Origin of the sequence: Spirillospora sp. CA-108201, from assembly GCF_050936235.1 — a bacterium.
GTDB lineage: Bacteria > Actinomycetota > Actinomycetes > Streptosporangiales > Streptosporangiaceae > Spirillospora.
Genome location: NZ_JBNJNE010000001.1, coordinates 13,185 through 31,764 on the forward strand (window position 1 = coordinate 13,185; position 18,580 = coordinate 31,764).

The window sequence follows — 18,580 nt, forward strand, 5'->3', positions numbered from 1 at the left end:
CGAGCAGGTCCGAAAACTTGGGGTGGCCGTCTATCGGACATAGGGCATAGGCGCGTTGACGGGCAATACCGTGGCGGTATGCACGAACTGCGGCGCGTCCTCGTGGTGGGCTACCCGGCGGCCGAACTGCTCGACATCGCCTGCGTCGTCTCGGCGCTCCAGGTGGCCAACTTCCTGAACCGGCGCGGCGTGTACGAGGTCTCGCTGGCCTCGCCGGGCGGCAGGCCGATCCACACCGGGACGGGCCTGACGCTCCAGGCGCAGCAGTCCCTGGAGCGCGCCGCGGGACCGCTCGACACGCTGGTCGTGTCGGGCGGCATCGGCTACGTCGACGCCATGGAGGACGGCCGGCTGGTCGCGCACGTGCGCAGGCTCGGCCTGGAGTCGCGCCGCGTCGCGTCGGTGTGCACCGGCGCCGGCGTCCTCGCCGCGGCCGGGCTCCTGGACGGGCGGCGGGCGTCGACCCACTGGGAGCACGCCGACTTCCTGGCGCGCCGGTTCCCGGCCGTCGACTTCGACAGCGGGCCGATCTTCGTGTCCGACGGGCGGGTCTGCACGTCCGCCGGCGTGACCGCGGCCCTGGACCTGACCCTGTCGTTCGTCGAGTCCGACGTGGGCCCGGAACTGGCCCGGAGCGTGTCGCGGCAACTGGTGACGTACCTGCAGCGGCCCGGCAACCAGGCCCAGATGAGCATGTTCACGGCGCCCTCGGCGCGCAGCTCGCTGGTCCGGGACGCCGTGACGCACATCGCCGGGAACCCGGCCGCGGACCTGTCGGCGGCGGCCCTGGCGGCCCGGGCCGGGGTGAGCCGGCGGCATCTGTCCCGCCTCTTCCTGGCCGAGCTGGACATGACCCCGGGGCGGTTCGTGCGGCGGGCGCGCGGCGAGGCGGCGGCGCACCTGCTCACCGGCACGTCCCTGACCGTGGAGACGATCGCGTCCCGCTGCGGGTTCGGCAGCGAGGAGGCGCTGCGCCAGGCGTTCCGCGGCCTGTACGGCGTCTCCCCGTCCCACTACCGCGCCACGCAGACGACCACCCGGAGCACCGCGCGGTGAGCCGCCCGCGGCCTCGCCGTCCAGCGCGGAGCGGCGCCGGAACCCGGGGCGGCCGGTTCGCGCGATCGAGCACCTCGCACACCAGGGGGATGTTTAGATCGAGGTCGGGGCGGTAGCGAGCGGACCGATTGCTTCGGTCGCCTCGGGAGACGAGACATGCCACTTTCAGACCAGCCCCACCGCGACCAGGCGCGCACGCCCGAGGACCCTGCCGGCGACCAGGCGGGCGGGCTCCCGTGCCACGCCGCCGCCCGCTACGCCTCCTTCACCGCGGCGACCTCGCCCACATCGGCCGCCCGGTCGCCGCTCACCGCGTCCGACCCCTCCTGACCCACGGCGCGGCCCCCTCCGGTCGGCCGCCCGGCACCCGCGCCCCCGCACCGGCCTCGGCGACGCGAGCGCCGGGTGCGGGGGCGCCCGGACCTCCAGAATGTCAACAATCTGGCATGCAATCCATGCGGCCACTTTCGCGCACAAATTGTTGACAATCTTGTCTGCGGATTCGTAGCATCGCCGACACGCCGGCGGTGCCCCGGCGGCGCCCCCACCGTCCTGGAGAAGCCCCGTGATCAGAATCCGCACGGCCGCGGCCGCCGCCTCCGCTCTCCTGCTCGCCGCGTGCGGAACCGCGGGGGGCGGTTCCGACGCGTCCGGCGACGGCCCCGTCCCGGTGAAGGTCAGCGTCATCCCGATCGTGGACGTGGCGCCGATCTACCTCGGGAGGCAGCAGGGCTTCTTCGCCGAGCAGGGGCTGAAGCCGGACCTCGTCCCCGCCCAGGGCGGCGCCGCGATCGTGCCGGCCGTCGTCAGCGGCCAGGTCGACTTCGGGTTCAGCAACTACACCTCGCTGATCCTCGCGCGCTCCAAGGGCCTGCCGCTCAAGGTCGTCGCGCCCGGCGCCGGCTCGACCGGCGTCAGGGGCAAGGACTTCGGGGGCGTGGTCGTCAAGGCCGGCAGCCCGGTCAGGTCGGCGAAGGACCTCGCCGGGAAGCGGGTCGCGGTCAACACCCTGAACAACATCAACGACACCACGGTCCGGGCCTCGATCCGCGCCGCCGGAGGCGACGCGAGGAACGTCAGGTTCACCGAACTGGCCTTCCCGGACATGCTCCCCGCCCTCGACAAGGGGAACGTCGACGCGGTCCAGGTCGTCGAGCCGTTCCTGACGACCGCGCTGAAGAACGGCGGGCGGCTGGTCGCGTCCAACTACGTGGACACCGCTCCCGACCTGACCATCGCGGCCTACTTCACCTCCCAGAAGACCGCCGCCGCCAGGCCGGAGCTGGTGAAGAAGTTCGCCGCGGCGATGCGCAGGTCGCTCGCGTACGCGTCCGACAACCCCGAGGCCGTGCGCAAGGTACTCGGCTCCTATACCAAGATCGATCCAGCGCTGACCGGCTCGCTCACGCTCCCGACCTACCCCGCGCGGGTCGACCGCGCGTCGCTGGACACGCTCTCGGCCCTCGCCGTGCGGGACGGCCTGATCAAGCAGGCCCCCGACGCCGAGGGCCTGCTGCCGTGACGGCCGCGTTCGCGACGGGGAGCGGCCGGGACGCGCGGCGCCGCCGTCCCGTGCCCGCCTGGGCGCTCGGCCTCGCCGGCCTGGCCTGCCTCATGGCGATCGCGGAGGCCGTGCCCAGGGCCGGGCTGGTGGAGGAGCGCTTCCTGCCCCCGTTCAGCGTGATGGTCTCGGCGCTGGCCGAGCAGGCCGGGACGCCGGCCTTCTGGCAGGCGCTGCTGGAGACGCTGCGCGGCTGGGCGCTCGGCCTCGCGGTCGCGATGGCGGCGGGCGTCGCGCTGGGCCTCCTGATCGGCGGCGTCCCCGTGCTGCGGGAGGCACTGGCCTCGACGATCGAGTTCCTGCGCCCCATCCCGTCGGTGGCGCTGATCCCGCTGGCGGTGCTGCTGTACGGGACCGGGACGCGCTCGACGCTCCTGCTCGTCGTCTACGCCTCCTTCTGGCAGGTCCTGGTGCAGGTCCTGTACGGGGTGCGGGACGTTGACCCGGTCGCCCGGGAGACGGCGCGGTCGTACCGGTTCCGCCCGCCGGCGCGGGTGCGGACGGTGATCTGGCCGACCGCCCTGCCGTACGTGGTCACCGGGTTCCGGCTGGGCGCGGCGGTGGCGCTGATCCTGGAGATCACCGGGGAGCTCGTGATCGGGTCGCCGGGGCTGGGCCGGCAGATCGCGGTGGCGCAGGGCTCCGGCGCGGTCGCGTCGATGTACGCGCTGGTCATCGTGGTCGGCCTGATCGGCGTGCTCGTCAACGTGCTCGCGCGGACCGTCGAGCGCCGCGTGCTGCGATGGCACCCGTCGGTCCGCCGGGAGGTGGTCTCGTGACCGTCCCCGGGCTCCTGCGCAGGCTCCTGGCGGCGGTGGCGGTGCCCGCGCTGCTGGTCGGGGCGTGGTGGGCGGCGTCGGCGGGCAGCACCGACTTCTTCTGGCCGCCGCTGAGCCGGATCGCCGGCGCGTTCGACGACACCTGGTTCCACGGCCGGATCACCGCCGACGTGCTCCCCAGCCTGGCCCGCCTGCTCGCGGGCTACCTCCTCGCGCTGCTCCTCGGCGTCGCGCTCGGTGTCGCGATCGGCTCCGTGCGCGTCCTGCGGGCCTTCCTGGAACCGGTTCTGGAGTTCTTCAGGGCGATCCCGCCGCCGGTGCTGGTGCCGATCCTGATGCTGTTCGCCGGCATCGGGAACGGGATGAAGATCATGGTGATCGTCTCCGGATGCGTCTGGCCGGTCCTGCTGAACACGGTGGAGGGCGTGCGCGCCCTGGACGAGGTGCTGCGCGACACCGCCCGGTGCTACCGCATGCGCCCGCGCTCCCGGCTCGTCCACCTGGTGCTGCGCGGCGCGAGCCCGCGGATCGCCGCGGGGGCGCGGCAGGCGCTGTCCATCGGCATCATCCTGATGGCGGTCAGCGAGATGTTCGCGGCGAGCGACGGGCTCGGCTTCACGATCATCCAGTTCCAGCGCGGCTTCTCGATCCCGCAGATGTGGACCGGGATCCTGCTGCTCGGACTCGTCGGCATCGCCCTGTCGGGGATCTTCCAGCTCGTGGAGGCCCGGCTGCTCGACTGGTACACCGGCCTGCGCCGGTCGCAGCGGGAGGGTTGAGATGACCGCCACGCCCACGGGCGCGAAGAGCCCGGACACCTCCACGGCGCTGCTGGACGTCCGCGGCCTGAGGAAGGTCTACGAGAGCAGGGGGCGCGGGGTCGAGGCGGTCCGCGACCTGACCTTCTCCGTGGGGACGGGGGAGCTGGTCTGCATCGTCGGGCCCTCCGGCGCGGGCAAGACCACCCTGCTGAAATGCGTCGCCGGGCTCCTGGGATGCACGTCCGGGGAGGTGGTGCTCGAAGGGCGGAAGGTCACGGGCCCGCCCCCGGGCATGGCCGTGGTCTTCCAGGAGTACGGCCGCAGCCTGTTCCCCTGGATGACGGTGCGGCAGAACGTCGAACGCCCGCTGAAGGAGAGGAGGGTCCCGAAGGCGGAACGGCAGCGGCTCGTACGGGAGGCGCTGGAGGCCGTCGGGCTGTCCGGGGTCCACGACGCCCACCCCTGGCAGCTGTCGGGAGGCATGCAGCAGCGCGTGGCCATCGCCCGCGCGGTCGCCTACGAGCCGCGCCTGCTGCTGATGGACGAGCCCTTCGCCGCCGTCGACGCCCAGACGCGCGCCGACCTCGAAGACCTCGTCCGGGCCCTCTGGCGCAGGCTCGGGGTGACCGTCCTGTTCGTCACCCACGACATCGACGAGTCCGTCTACCTCGGGCAGCGCGTCGTCGTGCTGTCGAACCCGCCGACGGTCGTGCTGGAGGAGGTCGCGATCGACCTGCCGGACGAGCGCGACCAGCTCGCCACCCGCTCCGACCCGCGCTTCACCGAACTGCGGGCCCGCGTCTACCGGCTCGTCCAGCGGGCGAAGGGCGGCGGCCGGCCGGCGGACGCGTGACGCGCCCCGTATCCACACCGACACGTGTCGACGAAAGGTTGCGATGAGTCCAGAGAACGCGGTGGGAGCGGAGAAGGCGCCGGCCGCCGGTCCGCTGCTGGTCGTCAGCGCGCACGCCGGGGACTTCGTGTGGCGCGCCGCCGGCGCGATCGCGCTGGCGTCCGCGCGCGGGCAGCGGGCGAAGGTGGTGTGCCTCAGCTACGGGGAGCGCGGGGAGTCCGCGCGCGCCTGGCGCGAGGGGAGGGGCCTCGACGAGATCAAGGCGCTGCGCCGCGCGGAGGCGGAGGCCGCGGCGGCCGAGCTCGGCGCCGGGATCGAGTTCGTGGACGCGGGCGACTACCCGCTGCCGGAGACACCCGGGCTGGTCGACCGGCTGGTGCGGGTGTACCGCGACTTCGAACCCGCCGTGGTGCTGACCCACACGCCGTCCGACCCCTACAACGGCGACCACCCCGCCGCCGCGCGGATGGCGCTGCAGGCGCGGGTGCTGGCCCAGGCGATCGGGTACGACGCGCCGGGCGAGCCCCTCGGCGCGCCCCCGGTGTTCTTCTTCGAGCCGCACCAGCCGGAGCAGTGCGACTTCAAGCCGGACGTCCTGCTCGACATCACGCCGGTCTTCGACCGCAAGCGCAAGGCGATGGAGTGCCTGCCCGCGCAGCGGCACATGTGGGACTACTACACCGACCTGGCCAGGCGGCGCGGTGTCCAGTTCAAGCGCAACGCCGGGCCGAACCTCGGTCTGGCCCACGACACCATGGCCGAGGCGTACGTGCGGCTGTACCCGCAGACCACGGACGTGCTGGCATGAGGACGATCGTGGTCACCGGGCCGCCCCGCGCGGACCTCGCGCACGTCGACGCGCTCGCCGGGCACGGCGTGGCGACCGTCCACGAGGCGATGGGACGGACGGGCTGCCTCGGCCCCTCCCTGCGGCCGGTGCACCTCGGGTCGCGGATCGCCGGGACGGCGGTCACGGTCCTGTCCTGGCCGGGCGACAACCTGATGATCCACGTCGCGGTGGAGCAGTGCCGCGCCGGGGACGTGCTGGTGGTGGCGACCACCTCGCCGTCCACCGACGGGATGTTCGGCGAGCTGTTCGCGACCGCGCTCCAGCACCGCGGCGTCCGCGGCCTCGTCATCGACGCGGGGGTGCGCGACGTGGCCGACCTGCACCGCATCGGCTTCCCCGTGTGGTCGGCGGCCGTCAGCGCGCAGGGCACCGTGAAGGCCACGCCCGGCGCCGTCAACGTGCCGATCGCCATCGGCGGGCAGACGATCCGTCCCGGCGACGCGATCCTCGCCGACGACGACGGCGTGGTGCGGGTGGCCCGGCAGGACGTGCCCCGCGCCGTCGCCGCCGCGCGGGCGCGCGCGGAGAAGGAGGAGGCGACCCGCGCGGCGTTCCGCGAGGGGCGGCTCGGCCTCGACCGGTACGGGCTCCGCGACCGGCTCCCCGGACTGGGCGTCGAGTACGTCCCCTACGAGGAGTACGAGGAGTCATGAACGGCGTGCGCTGCATGCTGATGCGGGGCGGCACCTCCAAGGGCGCCTACTTCCTCGCCGCCGACCTGCCCGCGGACCCGGGCGAGCGCGACGACCTGCTCCTGCGCGTCATGGGCGCGCCCGACCCGCGGCAGATCGACGGGATCGGCGGCGCCCACCCGCTGACCAGCAAGGTCGCCGTCGTCGCCCCCTCCGGCCGGCCCGGCGTGGACGTCGAGTACCTGTTCCTCCAGCTCGGCGTGGAGGAGGCCACGGTCTCCGACCGGCAGAACTGCGGCAACCTCCTCGCCGGCGTCGGGCCCTTCGCCGTCGAACGCGGCCTCGTCGCGCCCGGCGGCGAGCACGCGGCCGTCCGCGTCCTGATGGTGAACTCCGGCGGCGTCGCCACCGCCCGGTTCGCGACCCCGGGCGGCGCCGTCCGGTACGACGGCGGCACCGCGATCTCCGGCGTGCCCGGCGCCGCCGCGCCGGTCGTGCTGGACTTCGAGGACACCGCGGGCTCGGCCACCGGCGCGCTGCTGCCCACCGGCAGCGTCCGGGACGCCGTCGGCGGCGTCGAGGTGACCTGCGTCGACAACGGGATGCCGGTCGTGGTCGCCGCCGCCCGCGACCTCGGCGCCACCGGCTACGAGACGCCGGACGAGCTCGCCGCCGACGGCGGCCTGCGCGAGCGGATCCAGGCGCTGCGCCTGCGGGCCGGCGAGCTGATGGGCCTCGGCGACGTCTCCGCCGCCCCCGTCCCCAAGACCACGCTGGTCGCCCCCGCCCGCGACGGCGGGACGATCTGCACCCGCACCTTCATCCCGCTGCGCCCGCACGCCTCCATCGGCGTGCTCGGCGCCGTCAGCGTCGCCACCGCGCTGCTCCTGGACGGCGCGGTCGGCCGCGACATGGCGCGGCTCCCCGCGCCCGGCGCGCCGATGAGCGTCGAGCACCCCGCCGGACGGCTGGACGTCGAGGTCGAGCTCGACGGCACGTCCCCGCGCCGGGCCGGCATCGTCCGCACCGCCCGCAAACTCTTCGACGGCACCGTCTTCCCCCGGAGTCCCGCATGAGCACCAGACACGAGATCGCGCACGTCGCGCACGCCGAGCTGCTGACCCCCGAACCGGACGCGAGCCTCGGGTTCTTCACCCGCGTCATGGGCCTCACCGAGGTCGGCGCCGAGGGCGACTCGGTGTACCTGCGCACCTGGGACGACTACGAGCACCACACCCTCAAGCTGACCGCGCACACCACGTCCGGCATCCGCCGCACCGGGCTGCGCGCGTCCTCCCAGGAGGCCCTGGAACGGCGCGTCCGGGCGATCGAGGAGGCCGGGCTCGGCATCGGCTGGCGGGACGGCGACCCCGGCATCGGCCCCACCTACGTGTTCCGCGACCCGGACGGCCACGAGCTGGAGATCTACTGGGAGTCGCAGTGGTACGAGGCGCCGCCGGAGCTGAGGCCCTCGCTGAAGAACCAGGCGCAGGCCTACCCGGCGCGCGGCGTCTGCGTCCGCCGCCTCGACCACGTCAACTTCCTCGCCGCCGAGGTGGAGCCGAGCACCGGATTCGTCCGCGACGTCCTCGGCGGGCATCCCACCGAGCAGATCCGGCTGGACGACGGCACCATCGGCGCCCGCTGGCTGACCTTCACCAACAAGTCCTACGACCTCGTCTACACGCGCGACTGGACGGGCTCCAACGGCCGCCTGCACCACATCGCGTTCGCCACCGACACCCGCGAGGACATCCTGCGGGCAGCCGACATCTTCCTGGACGACGGCGTCTTCATCGAGACCGGCCCGCACAAGCACGCCATCCAGCAGACGTTCTTCCTGTACGTCTACGAGCCCGGCGGCAACCGGATCGAGTTGTGCAACCCCTGCGCCCGCCTCATCCTGGCCCCGGACTGGAGGACCATCACCTGGACCGAGGCCGAACGCGCCAAGGGCCAGGCGTGGGGGCTGAAGACCATCGAGTCCTTCCACACCCACGGCACCCCGCCCGTGGACGCCCCCGCCACCTGACGCTCACGGCTCGCTTCGCGTCGCGTCCCCGGCGGTGCCGCTGGCGCCGGTCCCGAGGTGCCGGACGCGCCGCTCGACATCCCTGCGCGCGTCGCCGGTGTCGGGCGCCGGGTCCGACCCGAGCGTCCCGGCGGCCCGGCTCGCGCCCGTCCCCACGCCCCGGACGCGCCGCTCCACGTCGGCGCGGGCCCGCTCGCCCGCCGACTCCGGTGCGCGGTCCCCGACGTCGCCGTGCCCGCCCGTCCCCAGGTGCCGGACGCGCTCGCGGATGTCGTCCTCCGCCTCGTTCCCGCTCGGCCGGGCCTCGGTCCCGAGCCTTCCCGGCCGGTCGCTCGCGCCCGTGCCGACGCGCTGGACGCGCCGCTCGACGTCCGTCCCTGCGTCCACGCCGCTGGTCTCCTCGCGCACGGTTCCCCCCGCCGTCCGTCCCGGTCTCTCGTCCGAACCCTCCTGATACCCGCGCTGACCAGGCGACATGCCCTCGTGTGCGCAAATACGCCGCGCGAGCCCGCCGGCGGGGGCGGGCCGCGCTGCTCTGGGCGGATCCGCCCAGAGCAGCACAGGCTGTGACCAGTGCGCGGGCCGGCGCAGAGTGAAGGGCATGAGCGAGGAACAGGCAATCCCGTTGTTCAACGAACGAGTGCGGCGCGAGCTCTACCAGCAGCGCGTCCTCGTCCTCGACGGCCCGCTGGACGACGACAACGGCACGCTGCTGGCGACGCAGATGATGATCCTGGCGCGGGAGGACGCCTCGACCGACATCGCGCTGTGGATCCACTCGCCCGGCGGGTCGGTGCCGTCGATGCTGGCGATCCGCGACGTCATGCGGCTCATCCCGTGCGACGTCGCCACGCTGGTCCTCGGCATCGCCTACAGCGCCGGCCAGTTCCTGCTGTCGTCGGGGACCCCGGGCAAGCGCCGCGCCATGCCGCACTCCCGCGTGCTGATGCACCAGGGCTCCGCCGGGATCGCGGGGGCCGCCGTCGACATCGAGTTGCAGGCCAACGACCTGCGCCACACCCGCGACACGGTACTGGGGCTCATCGCCGAGGACACCGGCCAGCCCATCGAGCAGATCTTCGAGGACTCGCTGCACGACCGCTGGTACACGGCGCGCGAAGCGCTCGACTACGGCTTCGTCGACGCGGTCGTCAGCACGTTCGACGAGGTCATGCCCGCCCGCCGCCGGCCCGTGGGGCTCGGCGCCCCGTCCGAGGGAGCCTCCCGATGAGCACCTACACGATCCCGAACGTCATCGCGCAGCACCCCCGCGGCGAACGCGTCATGGACGTCTACTCGCACCTGCTGACCGAGCGGATCATCTATCTCGGCACCGCCATCGACGCGGGCGTCGCTAACGCGCTCGTCGCGCAGCTGCTCTTCCTGGAGTCCGACAGCCCCGAGCGCGACATCCAGCTGTACATCAACTGCGAGGGGGGAGACCCGAGCGCGATGCTCGCCGTGTACGACACGCTGCGCTACATCCGGCCGCAGGTGGCGACGACGTGCGTGGGGCAGGCGGTCGCGGTCGGCGCCGTCCTCCTCGCGGCGGGCACCCCGGGCAAGCGCGCGGCGCTCCCGCACACGCGCGTCGTCCTGCACCAGCCGATGGGGCAGGGCCGGGGCGCGATCCCGGACCTCATCCTCCAGGCGGACGAGGTCGTCCGGGTGCGCGCGGACATCGAGGGCATCCTCTCCCGGCACACCGGGCAGGACGTCGCGACCCTGCGCGCCGACACCGACCGCGACCGCGTGTTCACCGCGGGCACGGCGCTGGAGTACGGCCTCATCGACCACGTGATCGAGGAGCGGCAGCCGATTCCCGCGTAGCGGACCGCCTACGCGGCCAGGGCGTACGCCGCGTGACAGGTCGGGCCGGCCGTGCCGGCCGCCCCGGCCGGCACGGCCAGCAGGGTCGTCGCGATCGCGAGCGTCAGGTCGCCGAGCGTCACGTCCAGCGCTCCGGCGACCGCGGCGATCATCTCGCTGGACGGCTCCTTGACGCCGCGCTCCATCTCCGAGAGGTACTGCGGCGAGACGCCGGCGCGGCGGGCGGTCTCCACGAGGATCTCGCCGCGTTCGATGCGCAGGCGCCGCAGGCACCGGCCGAGCGCGTCGCGCCACAGCGGCTCCGCGGGGGACGCCGCGGACGGCTCGGACGGCTCGCGAGGCGCCCGCGGGCCGGGCGTCTCGTCGGCGGGCATGTCGTCGGCAGGCGTGAGCGGTCGCACGGTCTCGGCCATGCGCCCATCGTAGATCGGCCGCGCCGGGGGCCCCAGGGATTCCGCCCACCGCAGAACGGCGGGGCCTGCGATCCTGAGGGCATGCGCGTGCTGATCGTGGGAGCGGGGATCATCGGGGCCGCGCTGGCGGACCGGCTCGCCCGCCCGGCGCCCGGCGCCCCCGTGCGCCTCACCGTGGTCGAGGGGAGGGGCCCGGCGCCGGCACGTCCGGTACGAGCTACGCCTGGATCAACGCCAACGACCCCGCCGACCCGGCCTACCACCGGTTCCGGACGGCGGCGATGTCCGCCTGGCGCGACCTGGCGGCCGGCTTCGGCGCCCCGGCCTGGTACCGGCCGTCGGGCAACGTCACCTGGGCGGTCGCCGCCGCCGCGAAGGAGAGGCTGGCCGACAGGGTCGCACGGCTCGCCGGCCTCGGCTACGCCGCCGACCTGATCACTTCCGACCGCCTCCGCGCGCTGGAGCCGCACGTCACCGCACCGCCGGACGCGCTCATCGCGCACTACCCTGTCGAGGCCCACCTGCACGGGGGCCCCGCCGCGCGGGAGCTGGCCCGGCGCGCCCGCGAGTCCGGCGCCGACCTGGTGACGGGCCACCGCGCGGTCCGCCTCAACACCGACGGCGACCGCGTGACCGGCGTACGGCTCGACGACGGCCGCGATCTGCACGCCGACCTCACGGTCTGCGCGGCGGGGCGGCACGGCACGGCGCTCCTGGCCACCGCCGGGGTCGCCCTCCCGCTGGTCGACCCGTCCGAGCCGGGCTCGGCGGCCCCGTGCCTCGTCGCCACCACCTCCGCGGCGCCGGGCGCCCTCCACGGACTCGTCCACGCCCCGGCCCTGTCCGCCCGGCCCGCGGAGACCGGGGGACTGGCCCTGGAAGCCGACGACCTGGACGCCGGAGTCGACGAGTCCGCCTCCCCGGCGCTCCTTCGGGCGGTCGGCGGCGAACTGCTCGCCCGCGCGCGTGCGCTCATCCCCACCCTGACCGCCGAGGTCGCCGAGGTGCGGCGATGCGTCCGCCCCCTGCCTGCGGACGGCTACCCGCTCATCGGCTTCCTGCGCCCCGGCCTCTACACCGCCGTCACCCACAGCGGCATCACCCTCGCCCCCCACCTCGCCGCCCTGATCGCCCAGGAGATCACCGGCGGCCCGTCCCCCGCGCTGGCCCCCTACCGCCCCGATCGCGCCAGACGCGAGTAGGCCGGGCGCGCCGATCAGCGCGGGTCCGCCTGGGCTCGCGGGAGACTTACCGTGTACGGATAGAGTGCGGCGCGGGAGGGGGAACCGATGAGCCCACGGGCCGACGCCGACGAGGTGACCGAGCGGCCTCGCGTTCCGCTGAGCCGCGGGCGGGTGCTGCGGGCGGCGGTGCGCCTCGCCGACCGCGACGGCCTCGACTCGCTCACCATGCGCCGGCTCGCGCAGGAGGTCGGGGTCGAGGCGATGTCGCTGTACCACCACGTCGCCAACAAGGAGGCCGTCCTCGACGGCGTGGTCGAGGTGGTCCTCGACGAGATCATGACGGCGGTGCGGGAGGCCGGGGCGCCGCCCCCCGAGCGGGACTGGCGGGCGGCGCTGCGCGCGCGGATCCTCGCCGCCCGGGACGTCCTGCTCCGCCACCGCTGGGCCCCGCAGCTCCTCGGCGGCCGCACCACCATGAACCCGGTCGTCATCGCGTACTACGACGAGGTCGTCGGACTTCTGCGGGCGGGCGGCTTCTCCTTCGACCTGGCCCACCGCGCGCTGCACGTCCTCGGCAGCCGCGCGCTCGGGTTCGCCCAGGAGCTGTTCCAGCCCGGCGACGCCCAGCCCGCCGGCGATCCCGCGGTGATGGAGCAGATGGCCGGCCGGTTCCCCCACCTCGCCGGGATGCTGGCGGACGCCGTCCACGACGACCCGGGCGGCACCCTGGGCTTCTGCGACGACCAGTTCGAGTTCGAGTTCGCCCTCGACCTGATCCTCGAAGGGCTGGAGCGGCGCCGCGCCGCCGGCGCCTGACCTCTCCGGCCACCCCTCGCCAGAAGTCCGCCCCGCCCTCCCCTTGACTGCCTTACGGCGTACGATTACCTTACGGCGTATGAGAACCTTACGACGTACGACGACGGGCCCGCTTCCCGCTCCTCCGGCGGACGGGGACACCGTCAGGGCCTGGACCTGGGACCGCTACGGTCCGCCCGACGTGCTGGCGCTCAAGGACGTCGGCGAGCCCGGAATCGCGCGGGACGAGGTGCTCGTGCGGGTGCGGGCGGCGTCCGTCAACCCCTACGACTGGCGCCACCTGCGGGCCGACCCGAAGCTGGTGCGGCTCAGCTGCGGGCTGCGGCGGCCGAGGCCGGGCCTCGTCCTCGGCGCCGACCTCGCCGGTGTCGTGGAGCGCACGGGCGACGCGGTGACCGGGCTGCGTCCCGGCGACGAGGTCTTCGGAGAGGTCCGGCTCGGCTCGTTCGCCGAGGCCGTCGCCGTCCCGCAGGACCGGCTGGCCGTCAAGCCCGCCCGCCTCACCTTCGAGCAGGCGGCGTCGGTGTCGATGGCCGCGCACACGGCGCTGCAGGGGCTGCGGGACACGGGGAGGATCTCCGCCGGCCGGCGGGTCCTCGTCAACGGGGCGTCCGGCGGCATCGGGACGTTCGCCGTGCAGCTCGCCAAGACGTTCGGCGCCGAGGTCACCGGCGTGTGCAGTACCCGCAACCTCGAACTCGTCCGCTCCCTGGGCGCGGACCACGTGGTGGACTACACCCGCGAGGACTTCACGGAGCGGAAGGGGCGGTACGACCTGCTCCTGGACATCGTGGGCGACCGGTCGCTCGCCGCGCTGCGGCGCTGCCTGACCTCCCGCGGCACGCTGGTGATCGTGGGCGGCATCGCCTCGCCCCGCGGCGGGCTGCTGGGCCCGGCGGGGCAGATCGTCCGCGGGGCGCTGGCCTCTCCGTTCGTCCGCCAGCGCATCGACTCCGTCGCCTGGAAGCCCAACTCCGCGGACCTGCGGTTCCTGGCCGGGCTGATGGAGCAGGGGCGGGTCACGCCCGTCATCGACCGGACCTACCCGTTCGCCGAACTCCCGGAGGCCCTGCGCTACCTCGAACGCGGCCACGCCCGCGGCAAGGTCGCCATCGCCCTCTGACCGTCCGCCCGGGAATCAGGCCATCGCGATGGCGGCGATCCCGGCCAGCACCACGGCCGAGCCCGCCAGGCGGCGGACGGCGTTCGCCTCGCCGAGGACCCGCCACGCGGCCAGCCCGCCGAGCACGATGCTCAGCTCGCGGGCGGGAGCGACCAGGCTGACCGGCGCGATCCGGAGCGCGAAGAGCACGAGCAGGTACGCCACCGGCGACAGCAGGCCGATGGTGAGCGCCTCGCGCCGGTGGTCGCGCCACAGCCGCGCGGTCCTCGCCCTGTCCCGCAGCGCGTACGGCGCGAGGAGCAGGCTCTGGGCGAGCGCCCCGGAACCGAAGTAGACCAGCGGCGGTACCGCCAGGCCCGTCACCGAATGCGCGTCCCAGAGCGTGTAGCCCGCGATCATGACCCCGGTCAGCACGCCGTAGAGGACGCCCGCGCGGCGCCGCGCCGGCGAGGCGCCGCCCTCCGCCGGCGCGCCGCTGCTCACGACCAGCACGCCGGCGATCACCAGGAGCGCGCCGACCAGGCCCGGCAGGCCGGGGTCCTCCCCGAGGAAGAGGACGGCCACCAGCACCGACAGCAGCGGCCCGGTGCCCCGGGCCAGGGGATAGACCACCGACAGGTCGCCGACGGCGTACCCGCGCTGCAGCACGATGCCGTACGCCACGTGCAGGATCGCGGTCACCAGTGCCGCCGGCAGCCACGTCCATCGCGGACGCTGGGGGTCCAGCGCCAGGAAGACCGCCGCCGCCGGGGCGAACACGGCGGCCGAGACCGTGTAGTAGAGGAAGACGAACGGCGCCCCGCCGTCGCCGACCCGCTTCGCGGAGAAGTTCCAGAACGCGTGCACCACGGCGGCGACGAGAACGAGCGAGAGGGCCCAACCGTTCACCAGCCGACCTCCCCCCGAGTGCGGCGCCATCGTACTCGCGCCCTCCCGCCGGGGGAGCGGTGACCGCTTGTGGACGTCGAGCGGGATATTCCGGCCTCCCCATGGCAGGTTGAACGTGAATCTCATTCAAATTTCGTGATTCGTGGGGCCGTGAGAAGAGCAAGCGCTTGGCGGGGCCCCCGGGACGAGGGTCGACTGATGGGCAGACGGTTTCCCGGCAGGCTCTGGCTGGTCGTCACCGCCGCGTTCGTGCTGGCCCTCGGGCTGGCCGCGGGCGCGGACGCGCACATCGAGCGCCCCTCGTACTGGCCCATGCCCGGGCCGGACTGCTCGGTCAGCCCGTGCGCCGGCGGCGCGGTGCCCAAGGCCAGGAGCCTGGCCTCGGCCATCGGTACGACCAAGGGCGGTACGACCCGCGTGGTGTGCCGCCCCGACTCGCTGAAGCGGCTGGAGGCCTCGATCAGGCGGGCGCGGAAGTCGGGCTACGACATCCGGCCGCGCGACCACCGGCGGTTCAGCGCCGCGGAGGCGCGGGAGCTCACGCGGATCAACCGGGCGCTGGCCGCGCGGTGCCGGTACGGCGAGATCCAGCCCGCGGTGACCGACTCGGGCAACAACGACCGGGTCGTGGTCCTGCCGGGCGTCTACACCGAGCCCACCTCGCGTGCGAAGCCCACCCACGACAAGGCGTGCGACCCGTACAAGCTGAGCACGGGTGCCTACTCCTACCTCGGCGAGTACAGGTGCCAGAACGACGCCAACCTCATCGCCGTGCTGGGCCGTTCGCCCGGCTCCGGCAAGGACCCGGACCCGCCGCTGGTCGACCGGCACGGCATCCCCAACCGGGGCGCGTGCCTACGCTGCAACCTCCAACTGGAGGGGTCCGGCGTCAGCGCGGACGACGTGGTGGTGGAGGCCGGCGACCCCTCGTCCGGCAACGGCGGCCCGCGCCGCTCGGCGAAGGACGTCGGCATCCGCGCCGACCGGGCCGACGGCTTCGTGCTGCGGAACGTGACCGTCCGGCACGCCGAGGAGCACGACATCTACGTGCTGGAGAGCAACGGTTACCTGCTCGACCGCTTCAAGACCTTCTACGCGGGGGAGTACGGCGTGCTCACCTTCGTCGAGGACCACGGCGTGATGCAGAACTGCGAGGCGGCGGGCAACGGCGACTCCGGGCTCTATCCGGGCTCGGGCGCCAAGACCTCGGCCGGCCGCGACCCGAAGGTGTATCCGACGGCGCGCTACAGCCAGGAGATCCGCTACTGCGACTCCCACCACAACACCAGCGGCTACTCCGGCACGGACGGCAGCGGCACGTGGCTGCACCACAACAACTTCTACGACAACGGGCTCGGCTTCACGACCGACGTGTTCACCGCGGCGGGGCACCCCGGGTTCCCGCAGCAGGGCGACCTGATCGAGAAGAACGACTTCTTCTCCAACAACTTCAACCCCTACCTGCCGGGCAGTGACGTGGTGCCGACGGTGCCGGTCCCCGTCGGCACCGGCATGTGGATCGCGGGCGGCGACGACAACGTCGTGCGCGACAACCGATTCCGCGACAACCGGAGGCGCGGCGCCATGCTGTTCGCCGTCCCGGACGCCTTCGTCTGCGGGCCGGGGAACGGCCCCATCACCGGCTGCGACCCGCTGAAGCTGTCCACGTCCCACCGCAACTCGTTCCACGGCAACACGATGTCCGGCAACGGCGTGGACTTCTGGTGGGACGCCTTCCCCGGCAACGTGGGCAACTGCTGGTACTCCAACGGCAACGCGACCGGCTCCCCGAAGAACCTGCCCGACTGCCTGAACGGCAGGCTCCCCTGGCTGAGCATCGGTCTCGGCAACCTCGGGAACGAGGCGGAGCTGTTCGTCTGCATGTCCGACCTGAAGCCGGGCGGCCCATGCCCCTGGTTCAAGTCCCCGACCGCGGGGAGGGCGGCGCCCGCCGACGGCCACGACCACGGCGCGACGGGAGAACTCGACGACGCGCTGCTCGCCGCGGTGACCTGCCACTCCTGGCACGGGATGAACGCCGGCCGGCGCGACCACATGCTGACCAGGATGCAGGTGTTCATGGGCGGCCAGATCGACCATCCCGGGGCGCGCGGCACGACGCTCAGCAACCAGAAGGCGACCAGTGTCCTCGACAACGCCTGCGGCCTGTCCTTCGCGAGCCGGTTCAAGCTGTACAAGCTCTACGCCCGCGCGGCGGCGTTCACCCCGCAGCCGCAACGCTGAGTCGGCCGAGGAAACACTTCGACCACCGCGGCGACCTTTGACAAGGTGGGAGACCGTCTCACACCGGAGGAACGCCCATGCCCCGTGCCGTCACCCTGATCCGCTCCGCGTCGCTGTCCTCCGTCGCCGAGTACGCCTACGCGGCGACCGCCCCGGCGGAGGCCCGCCTGATCTTCCTCGCCGGTTCGTGCCCGCTGAACGAGGACGGCTCCACCGCCGCGGTGGGCGACTACGCAGGGCAGGCGGCCAAGGCCCTGGAGAACCTGCGGACCGCTCTGGCCGACTCCGGCGCGGCCCTGCACGACGTCATCAGCACCCGCGTCCTCGTCGCCTCCCCACGGCAGGAGGACCTGGTGGCGGCCTGGCAGGTGGTCCGCGACGCGTTCGGCGACCACGACGTCCCGAGCACCCTGATGGGCGTCACCGTCCTCGGCTACCACGACCAGCTGGTAGAGATCGAGGCCGTAGCCGCCGTGCTGGACTCCTGAGGTCGGCGCTGCTCCAGGAAGTCGTGGATGAGGGCGGCCCACTCCTGCGGTCGTTCGAGAAAGGGAAGGTGCCCGGTCGCGATCTCGGCGTAGCGCGCCCCGGCGATGCCGTCGGCGAGCTCCCGGTGGTGGGGCGGGGTGACGAGCTGGTCGAGCGTGGTGGAGATGACGAGCGTCGGCACGGCCAGTGCGGGAAGGTCGCCGCGCACGTCGACGCCCTCCATGATCAGTTCGACGTGCTCGGGAGTGCCGGGAGGAAGGGTGGCCGCACCCGTCCTGACGGCCGCGTCGAGCTCGTCCTGGCTGAGAGCGTCCACGGCCGGGGCGCTGAGCCCGATCAGGGACATGAGCCGGGCCAGCCCCTCCCGGTCCTCCCGGCGAAGCAGGTCGCGCCACAACCGGGCCGCCAGCAGGAACCGCGGATTGGGGTGGGCGAACCCTGCGGTGAGCACCAGGGCGGTGACGCGGTCGGGGTGGCGGACGGCTGCCCGGACGGCGACCGGGCAGCCCAGCGAGAACCCGGAGAGCGCGAAGGTCTCCACCCCCTCCTCGACGGCGGCGCCGACCAGTTCATCGGCCAGCGCGTCGAGCGAGAGCGGCCCGTCGGCCCGAGGCGTCCGCCCGCTACCGGGAAAGTCCGGCCCGACGACGGTGTGCCCCGCGGCCAGCACATCCATGATGGGCCCGTAGTTCGCGTCGATCCCGCCCCCGGCCCCATGGGCGAGCAGCAGCCCAGGCCCAGACCCACGCACCACACGACCAAAACCGGACCCACCCAACGCACCGGACATCCGATATCTCCCTCCATGAGGCTGCGGCACCACCGAAGCGCCGCCTCGAAGGGACGCTAGAACCTCACACCGATGTGAGAGTCAACCCGCCTCTGAACTCGACCTGTATGAGAAGCACGGACGATCGGACGATCCGAGCAGGCGAGCCAAGCAAGTTCGGAACGTGTAGCGCGAACCAGCCCAGGCACTGCCAGTGGAATGGGCGCGCACTGCCTCAACGCCCCAGAAAAGGTAGGCCACCCACGCGAGCCCAATTGTGCGTAGCAATGCACCGCTGCA

The 18,580-nt window shown here is 73.6% G+C and carries 20 protein-coding genes and 1 pseudogene; 17 read left to right on the forward strand and 4 right to left on the reverse strand.

What is annotated here, in order from left to right:
• Positions 1 to 78 precede the first annotated feature (78 nt).
• From ACQEU6_RS00080 to ACQEU6_RS00125, 10 genes are all read left to right on the forward strand, one after another.
• Positions 79 to 1,056, forward strand: coding sequence for a GlxA family transcriptional regulator (locus ACQEU6_RS00080; RefSeq protein WP_499328336.1), 978 nt, complete (start codon positions 79 to 81; stop codon positions 1,054 to 1,056).
• Positions 1,057 to 1,212: 156 nt separating this feature from the next.
• Positions 1,213 to 1,386 carry a hypothetical protein gene (locus ACQEU6_RS00085; protein WP_499328338.1) on the forward strand — a complete coding sequence of 58 codons (174 nt, stop codon included), beginning with the start codon at positions 1,213 to 1,215 and terminating at the stop codon, positions 1,384 to 1,386.
• Positions 1,387 to 1,621: 235 nt separating this feature from the next.
• Complete coding sequence (locus tag ACQEU6_RS00090) at positions 1,622 to 2,578, forward strand: ABC transporter substrate-binding protein (RefSeq protein ID WP_499328340.1); 957 nt, start codon at positions 1,622 to 1,624, stop codon at positions 2,576 to 2,578.
• Positions 2,575 to 3,396 carry an ABC transporter permease gene (locus ACQEU6_RS00095; RefSeq protein WP_499328342.1) on the forward strand — a complete coding sequence of 274 codons (822 nt, stop codon included), beginning with the start codon at positions 2,575 to 2,577 and terminating at the stop codon, positions 3,394 to 3,396. The genes ACQEU6_RS00090 and ACQEU6_RS00095 overlap by 4 nt, the downstream gene beginning before the upstream one ends.
• Positions 3,393 to 4,175, forward strand: coding sequence for an ABC transporter permease (locus ACQEU6_RS00100; RefSeq protein ID WP_499328344.1), 783 nt, complete (start codon positions 3,393 to 3,395; stop codon positions 4,173 to 4,175). The genes ACQEU6_RS00095 and ACQEU6_RS00100 overlap by 4 nt, the downstream gene beginning before the upstream one ends.
• A gap of 1 nt (position 4,176) precedes the next feature.
• Positions 4,177 to 5,010 carry an ABC transporter ATP-binding protein gene (locus tag ACQEU6_RS00105; protein WP_499328346.1) on the forward strand — a complete coding sequence of 278 codons (834 nt, stop codon included), beginning with the start codon at positions 4,177 to 4,179 and terminating at the stop codon, positions 5,008 to 5,010.
• A gap of 43 nt (positions 5,011 to 5,053) precedes the next feature.
• Complete coding sequence (locus tag ACQEU6_RS00110; RefSeq protein ID WP_499328348.1) at positions 5,054 to 5,818, forward strand: PIG-L deacetylase family protein; 765 nt, start codon at positions 5,054 to 5,056, stop codon at positions 5,816 to 5,818.
• Complete coding sequence (locus ACQEU6_RS00115; protein WP_499328350.1) at positions 5,815 to 6,513, forward strand: 4-carboxy-4-hydroxy-2-oxoadipate aldolase/oxaloacetate decarboxylase; 699 nt, start codon at positions 5,815 to 5,817, stop codon at positions 6,511 to 6,513. The genes ACQEU6_RS00110 and ACQEU6_RS00115 overlap by 4 nt, the downstream gene beginning before the upstream one ends.
• Positions 6,510 to 7,568: a 4-oxalomesaconate tautomerase gene (locus ACQEU6_RS00120; RefSeq protein ID WP_499328352.1), complete on the forward strand. Its 1,059-nt coding sequence runs from the start codon at positions 6,510 to 6,512 to the stop codon at positions 7,566 to 7,568. Before ACQEU6_RS00115 ends, ACQEU6_RS00120 begins: the two co-directional genes overlap by 4 nt.
• Entirely contained in the window at positions 7,565 to 8,524 is a 960-nt protein-coding gene (locus ACQEU6_RS00125) for a catechol 2,3-dioxygenase (RefSeq protein WP_499328354.1), read from the forward strand. The genes ACQEU6_RS00120 and ACQEU6_RS00125 overlap by 4 nt, the downstream gene beginning before the upstream one ends.
• A 3-nt stretch (positions 8,525 to 8,527) precedes the next feature.
• Here the strand turns inward: ACQEU6_RS00125 and ACQEU6_RS00130 are convergent, their stop codons facing one another.
• Complete coding sequence (locus ACQEU6_RS00130) at positions 8,528 to 8,911, reverse strand: hypothetical protein (protein ID WP_499328355.1); 384 nt, start codon at positions 8,909 to 8,911, stop codon at positions 8,528 to 8,530.
• A gap of 214 nt (positions 8,912 to 9,125) precedes the next feature.
• Between ACQEU6_RS00130 and ACQEU6_RS00135 the strand changes: the two genes are divergently transcribed.
• Together ACQEU6_RS00135 and ACQEU6_RS00140 are read left to right on the forward strand one after the other, a co-directional pair.
• The gene (locus ACQEU6_RS00135; RefSeq protein ID WP_499328357.1) at positions 9,126 to 9,755 is read left to right on the forward strand and encodes a ClpP family protease; all 630 of its coding nucleotides are present in this window, start codon (positions 9,126 to 9,128) and stop codon (positions 9,753 to 9,755) included.
• Positions 9,752 to 10,354, forward strand: coding sequence for a ClpP family protease (locus ACQEU6_RS00140; RefSeq protein ID WP_499328359.1), 603 nt, complete (start codon positions 9,752 to 9,754; stop codon positions 10,352 to 10,354). Before ACQEU6_RS00135 ends, ACQEU6_RS00140 begins: the two co-directional genes overlap by 4 nt.
• Before the next feature lie 8 nt (positions 10,355 to 10,362).
• Here the strand turns inward: ACQEU6_RS00140 and ACQEU6_RS00145 are convergent, their stop codons facing one another.
• Positions 10,363 to 10,767 carry a helix-turn-helix domain-containing protein gene (locus ACQEU6_RS00145; RefSeq protein WP_499328361.1) on the reverse strand — a complete coding sequence of 135 codons (405 nt, stop codon included), beginning with the start codon at positions 10,765 to 10,767 and terminating at the stop codon, positions 10,363 to 10,365.
• Between the two features lie 191 nt (positions 10,768 to 10,958).
• On the opposite strand from ACQEU6_RS00145, the pseudogene ACQEU6_RS00150 reads away from it, so the two are divergent.
• From ACQEU6_RS00150 to ACQEU6_RS00160, 3 genes and pseudogenes are all read left to right on the forward strand, one after another.
• Positions 10,959 to 11,969 (forward strand): annotated as a pseudogene (locus tag ACQEU6_RS00150) (NAD(P)/FAD-dependent oxidoreductase); the annotation flags it as partial.
• A gap of 87 nt (positions 11,970 to 12,056) precedes the next feature.
• A complete protein-coding gene (locus ACQEU6_RS00155; protein ID WP_499328363.1) occupies positions 12,057 to 12,767 on the forward strand; it encodes a TetR/AcrR family transcriptional regulator in 711 nt (236 codons plus the stop codon).
• Positions 12,768 to 12,846: 79 nt separating this feature from the next.
• Positions 12,847 to 13,890, forward strand: a complete 1,044-nt coding sequence (locus ACQEU6_RS00160) for an NAD(P)-dependent alcohol dehydrogenase (RefSeq protein ID WP_499328365.1) — start codon at positions 12,847 to 12,849, stop codon at positions 13,888 to 13,890.
• Positions 13,891 to 13,905: 15 nt separating this feature from the next.
• Here ACQEU6_RS00160 and ACQEU6_RS00165 read toward each other — a convergent pair whose 3' ends face one another.
• Positions 13,906 to 14,778, reverse strand: coding sequence for a DMT family transporter (locus ACQEU6_RS00165; protein WP_499328367.1), 873 nt, complete (start codon positions 14,776 to 14,778; stop codon positions 13,906 to 13,908).
• A 198-nt stretch (positions 14,779 to 14,976) separates the two neighbouring features.
• Here ACQEU6_RS00165 and ACQEU6_RS00170 point away from each other — a divergent pair, with 198 nt between their 5' ends.
• Both ACQEU6_RS00170 and ACQEU6_RS00175 read left to right on the forward strand, forming a co-directional pair.
• On the forward strand, positions 14,977 to 17,022 hold the full coding sequence (locus ACQEU6_RS00170; RefSeq protein ID WP_499328369.1) for a right-handed parallel beta-helix repeat-containing protein: 2,046 nt from the start codon (positions 14,977 to 14,979) through the stop codon (positions 17,020 to 17,022).
• Positions 17,023 to 17,099: 77 nt separating this feature from the next.
• Positions 17,100 to 17,510, forward strand: a complete 411-nt coding sequence (locus tag ACQEU6_RS00175; RefSeq protein ID WP_499328370.1) for a RidA family protein — start codon at positions 17,100 to 17,102, stop codon at positions 17,508 to 17,510.
• Here ACQEU6_RS00175 and ACQEU6_RS00180 read toward each other — a convergent pair.
• Positions 17,456 to 18,262 carry an alpha/beta fold hydrolase gene (locus ACQEU6_RS00180; RefSeq protein WP_499328372.1) on the reverse strand — a complete coding sequence of 269 codons (807 nt, stop codon included), beginning with the start codon at positions 18,260 to 18,262 and terminating at the stop codon, positions 17,456 to 17,458. The genes ACQEU6_RS00175 and ACQEU6_RS00180 overlap by 55 nt on opposite strands.
• Positions 18,263 to 18,580: the final 318 nt, after the last annotated feature.

Excerpts from the sequence above, each read along its gene's own strand:
- ACQEU6_RS00080 (WP_499328336.1), top strand. The coding sequence starts at position 79 with ATGCACGAACTGCGGCGCGTCCTCGTGGTGGGCTACCCGGCGGCCGAA.
- ACQEU6_RS00085 (WP_499328338.1), top strand. The coding sequence starts at position 1,213 with ATGCCACTTTCAGACCAGCCCCACCGCGACCAGGCGCGCACGCCCGAG.
- ACQEU6_RS00105 (WP_499328346.1), top strand. The coding sequence starts at position 4,177 with ATGACCGCCACGCCCACGGGCGCGAAGAGCCCGGACACCTCCACGGCG.
- ACQEU6_RS00110 (WP_499328348.1), top strand. The coding sequence starts at position 5,054 with ATGAGTCCAGAGAACGCGGTGGGAGCGGAGAAGGCGCCGGCCGCCGGT.
- ACQEU6_RS00115 (WP_499328350.1), top strand. The coding sequence starts at position 5,815 with ATGAGGACGATCGTGGTCACCGGGCCGCCCCGCGCGGACCTCGCGCAC.
- ACQEU6_RS00120 (WP_499328352.1), top strand. The coding sequence starts at position 6,510 with ATGAACGGCGTGCGCTGCATGCTGATGCGGGGCGGCACCTCCAAGGGC.
- ACQEU6_RS00125 (WP_499328354.1), top strand. The coding sequence starts at position 7,565 with ATGAGCACCAGACACGAGATCGCGCACGTCGCGCACGCCGAGCTGCTG.
- ACQEU6_RS00135 (WP_499328357.1), top strand. The coding sequence starts at position 9,126 with ATGAGCGAGGAACAGGCAATCCCGTTGTTCAACGAACGAGTGCGGCGC.
- ACQEU6_RS00140 (WP_499328359.1), top strand. The coding sequence starts at position 9,752 with ATGAGCACCTACACGATCCCGAACGTCATCGCGCAGCACCCCCGCGGC.
- ACQEU6_RS00145 (WP_499328361.1), bottom strand. The coding sequence starts at position 10,767 with ATGGCCGAGACCGTGCGACCGCTCACGCCTGCCGACGACATGCCCGCC.
- ACQEU6_RS00155 (WP_499328363.1), top strand. The coding sequence starts at position 12,057 with ATGAGCCCACGGGCCGACGCCGACGAGGTGACCGAGCGGCCTCGCGTT.
- ACQEU6_RS00160 (WP_499328365.1), top strand. The coding sequence starts at position 12,847 with ATGAGAACCTTACGACGTACGACGACGGGCCCGCTTCCCGCTCCTCCG.
- ACQEU6_RS00170 (WP_499328369.1), top strand. The coding sequence starts at position 14,977 with ATGGGCAGACGGTTTCCCGGCAGGCTCTGGCTGGTCGTCACCGCCGCG.
- ACQEU6_RS00175 (WP_499328370.1), top strand. The coding sequence starts at position 17,100 with ATGCCCCGTGCCGTCACCCTGATCCGCTCCGCGTCGCTGTCCTCCGTC.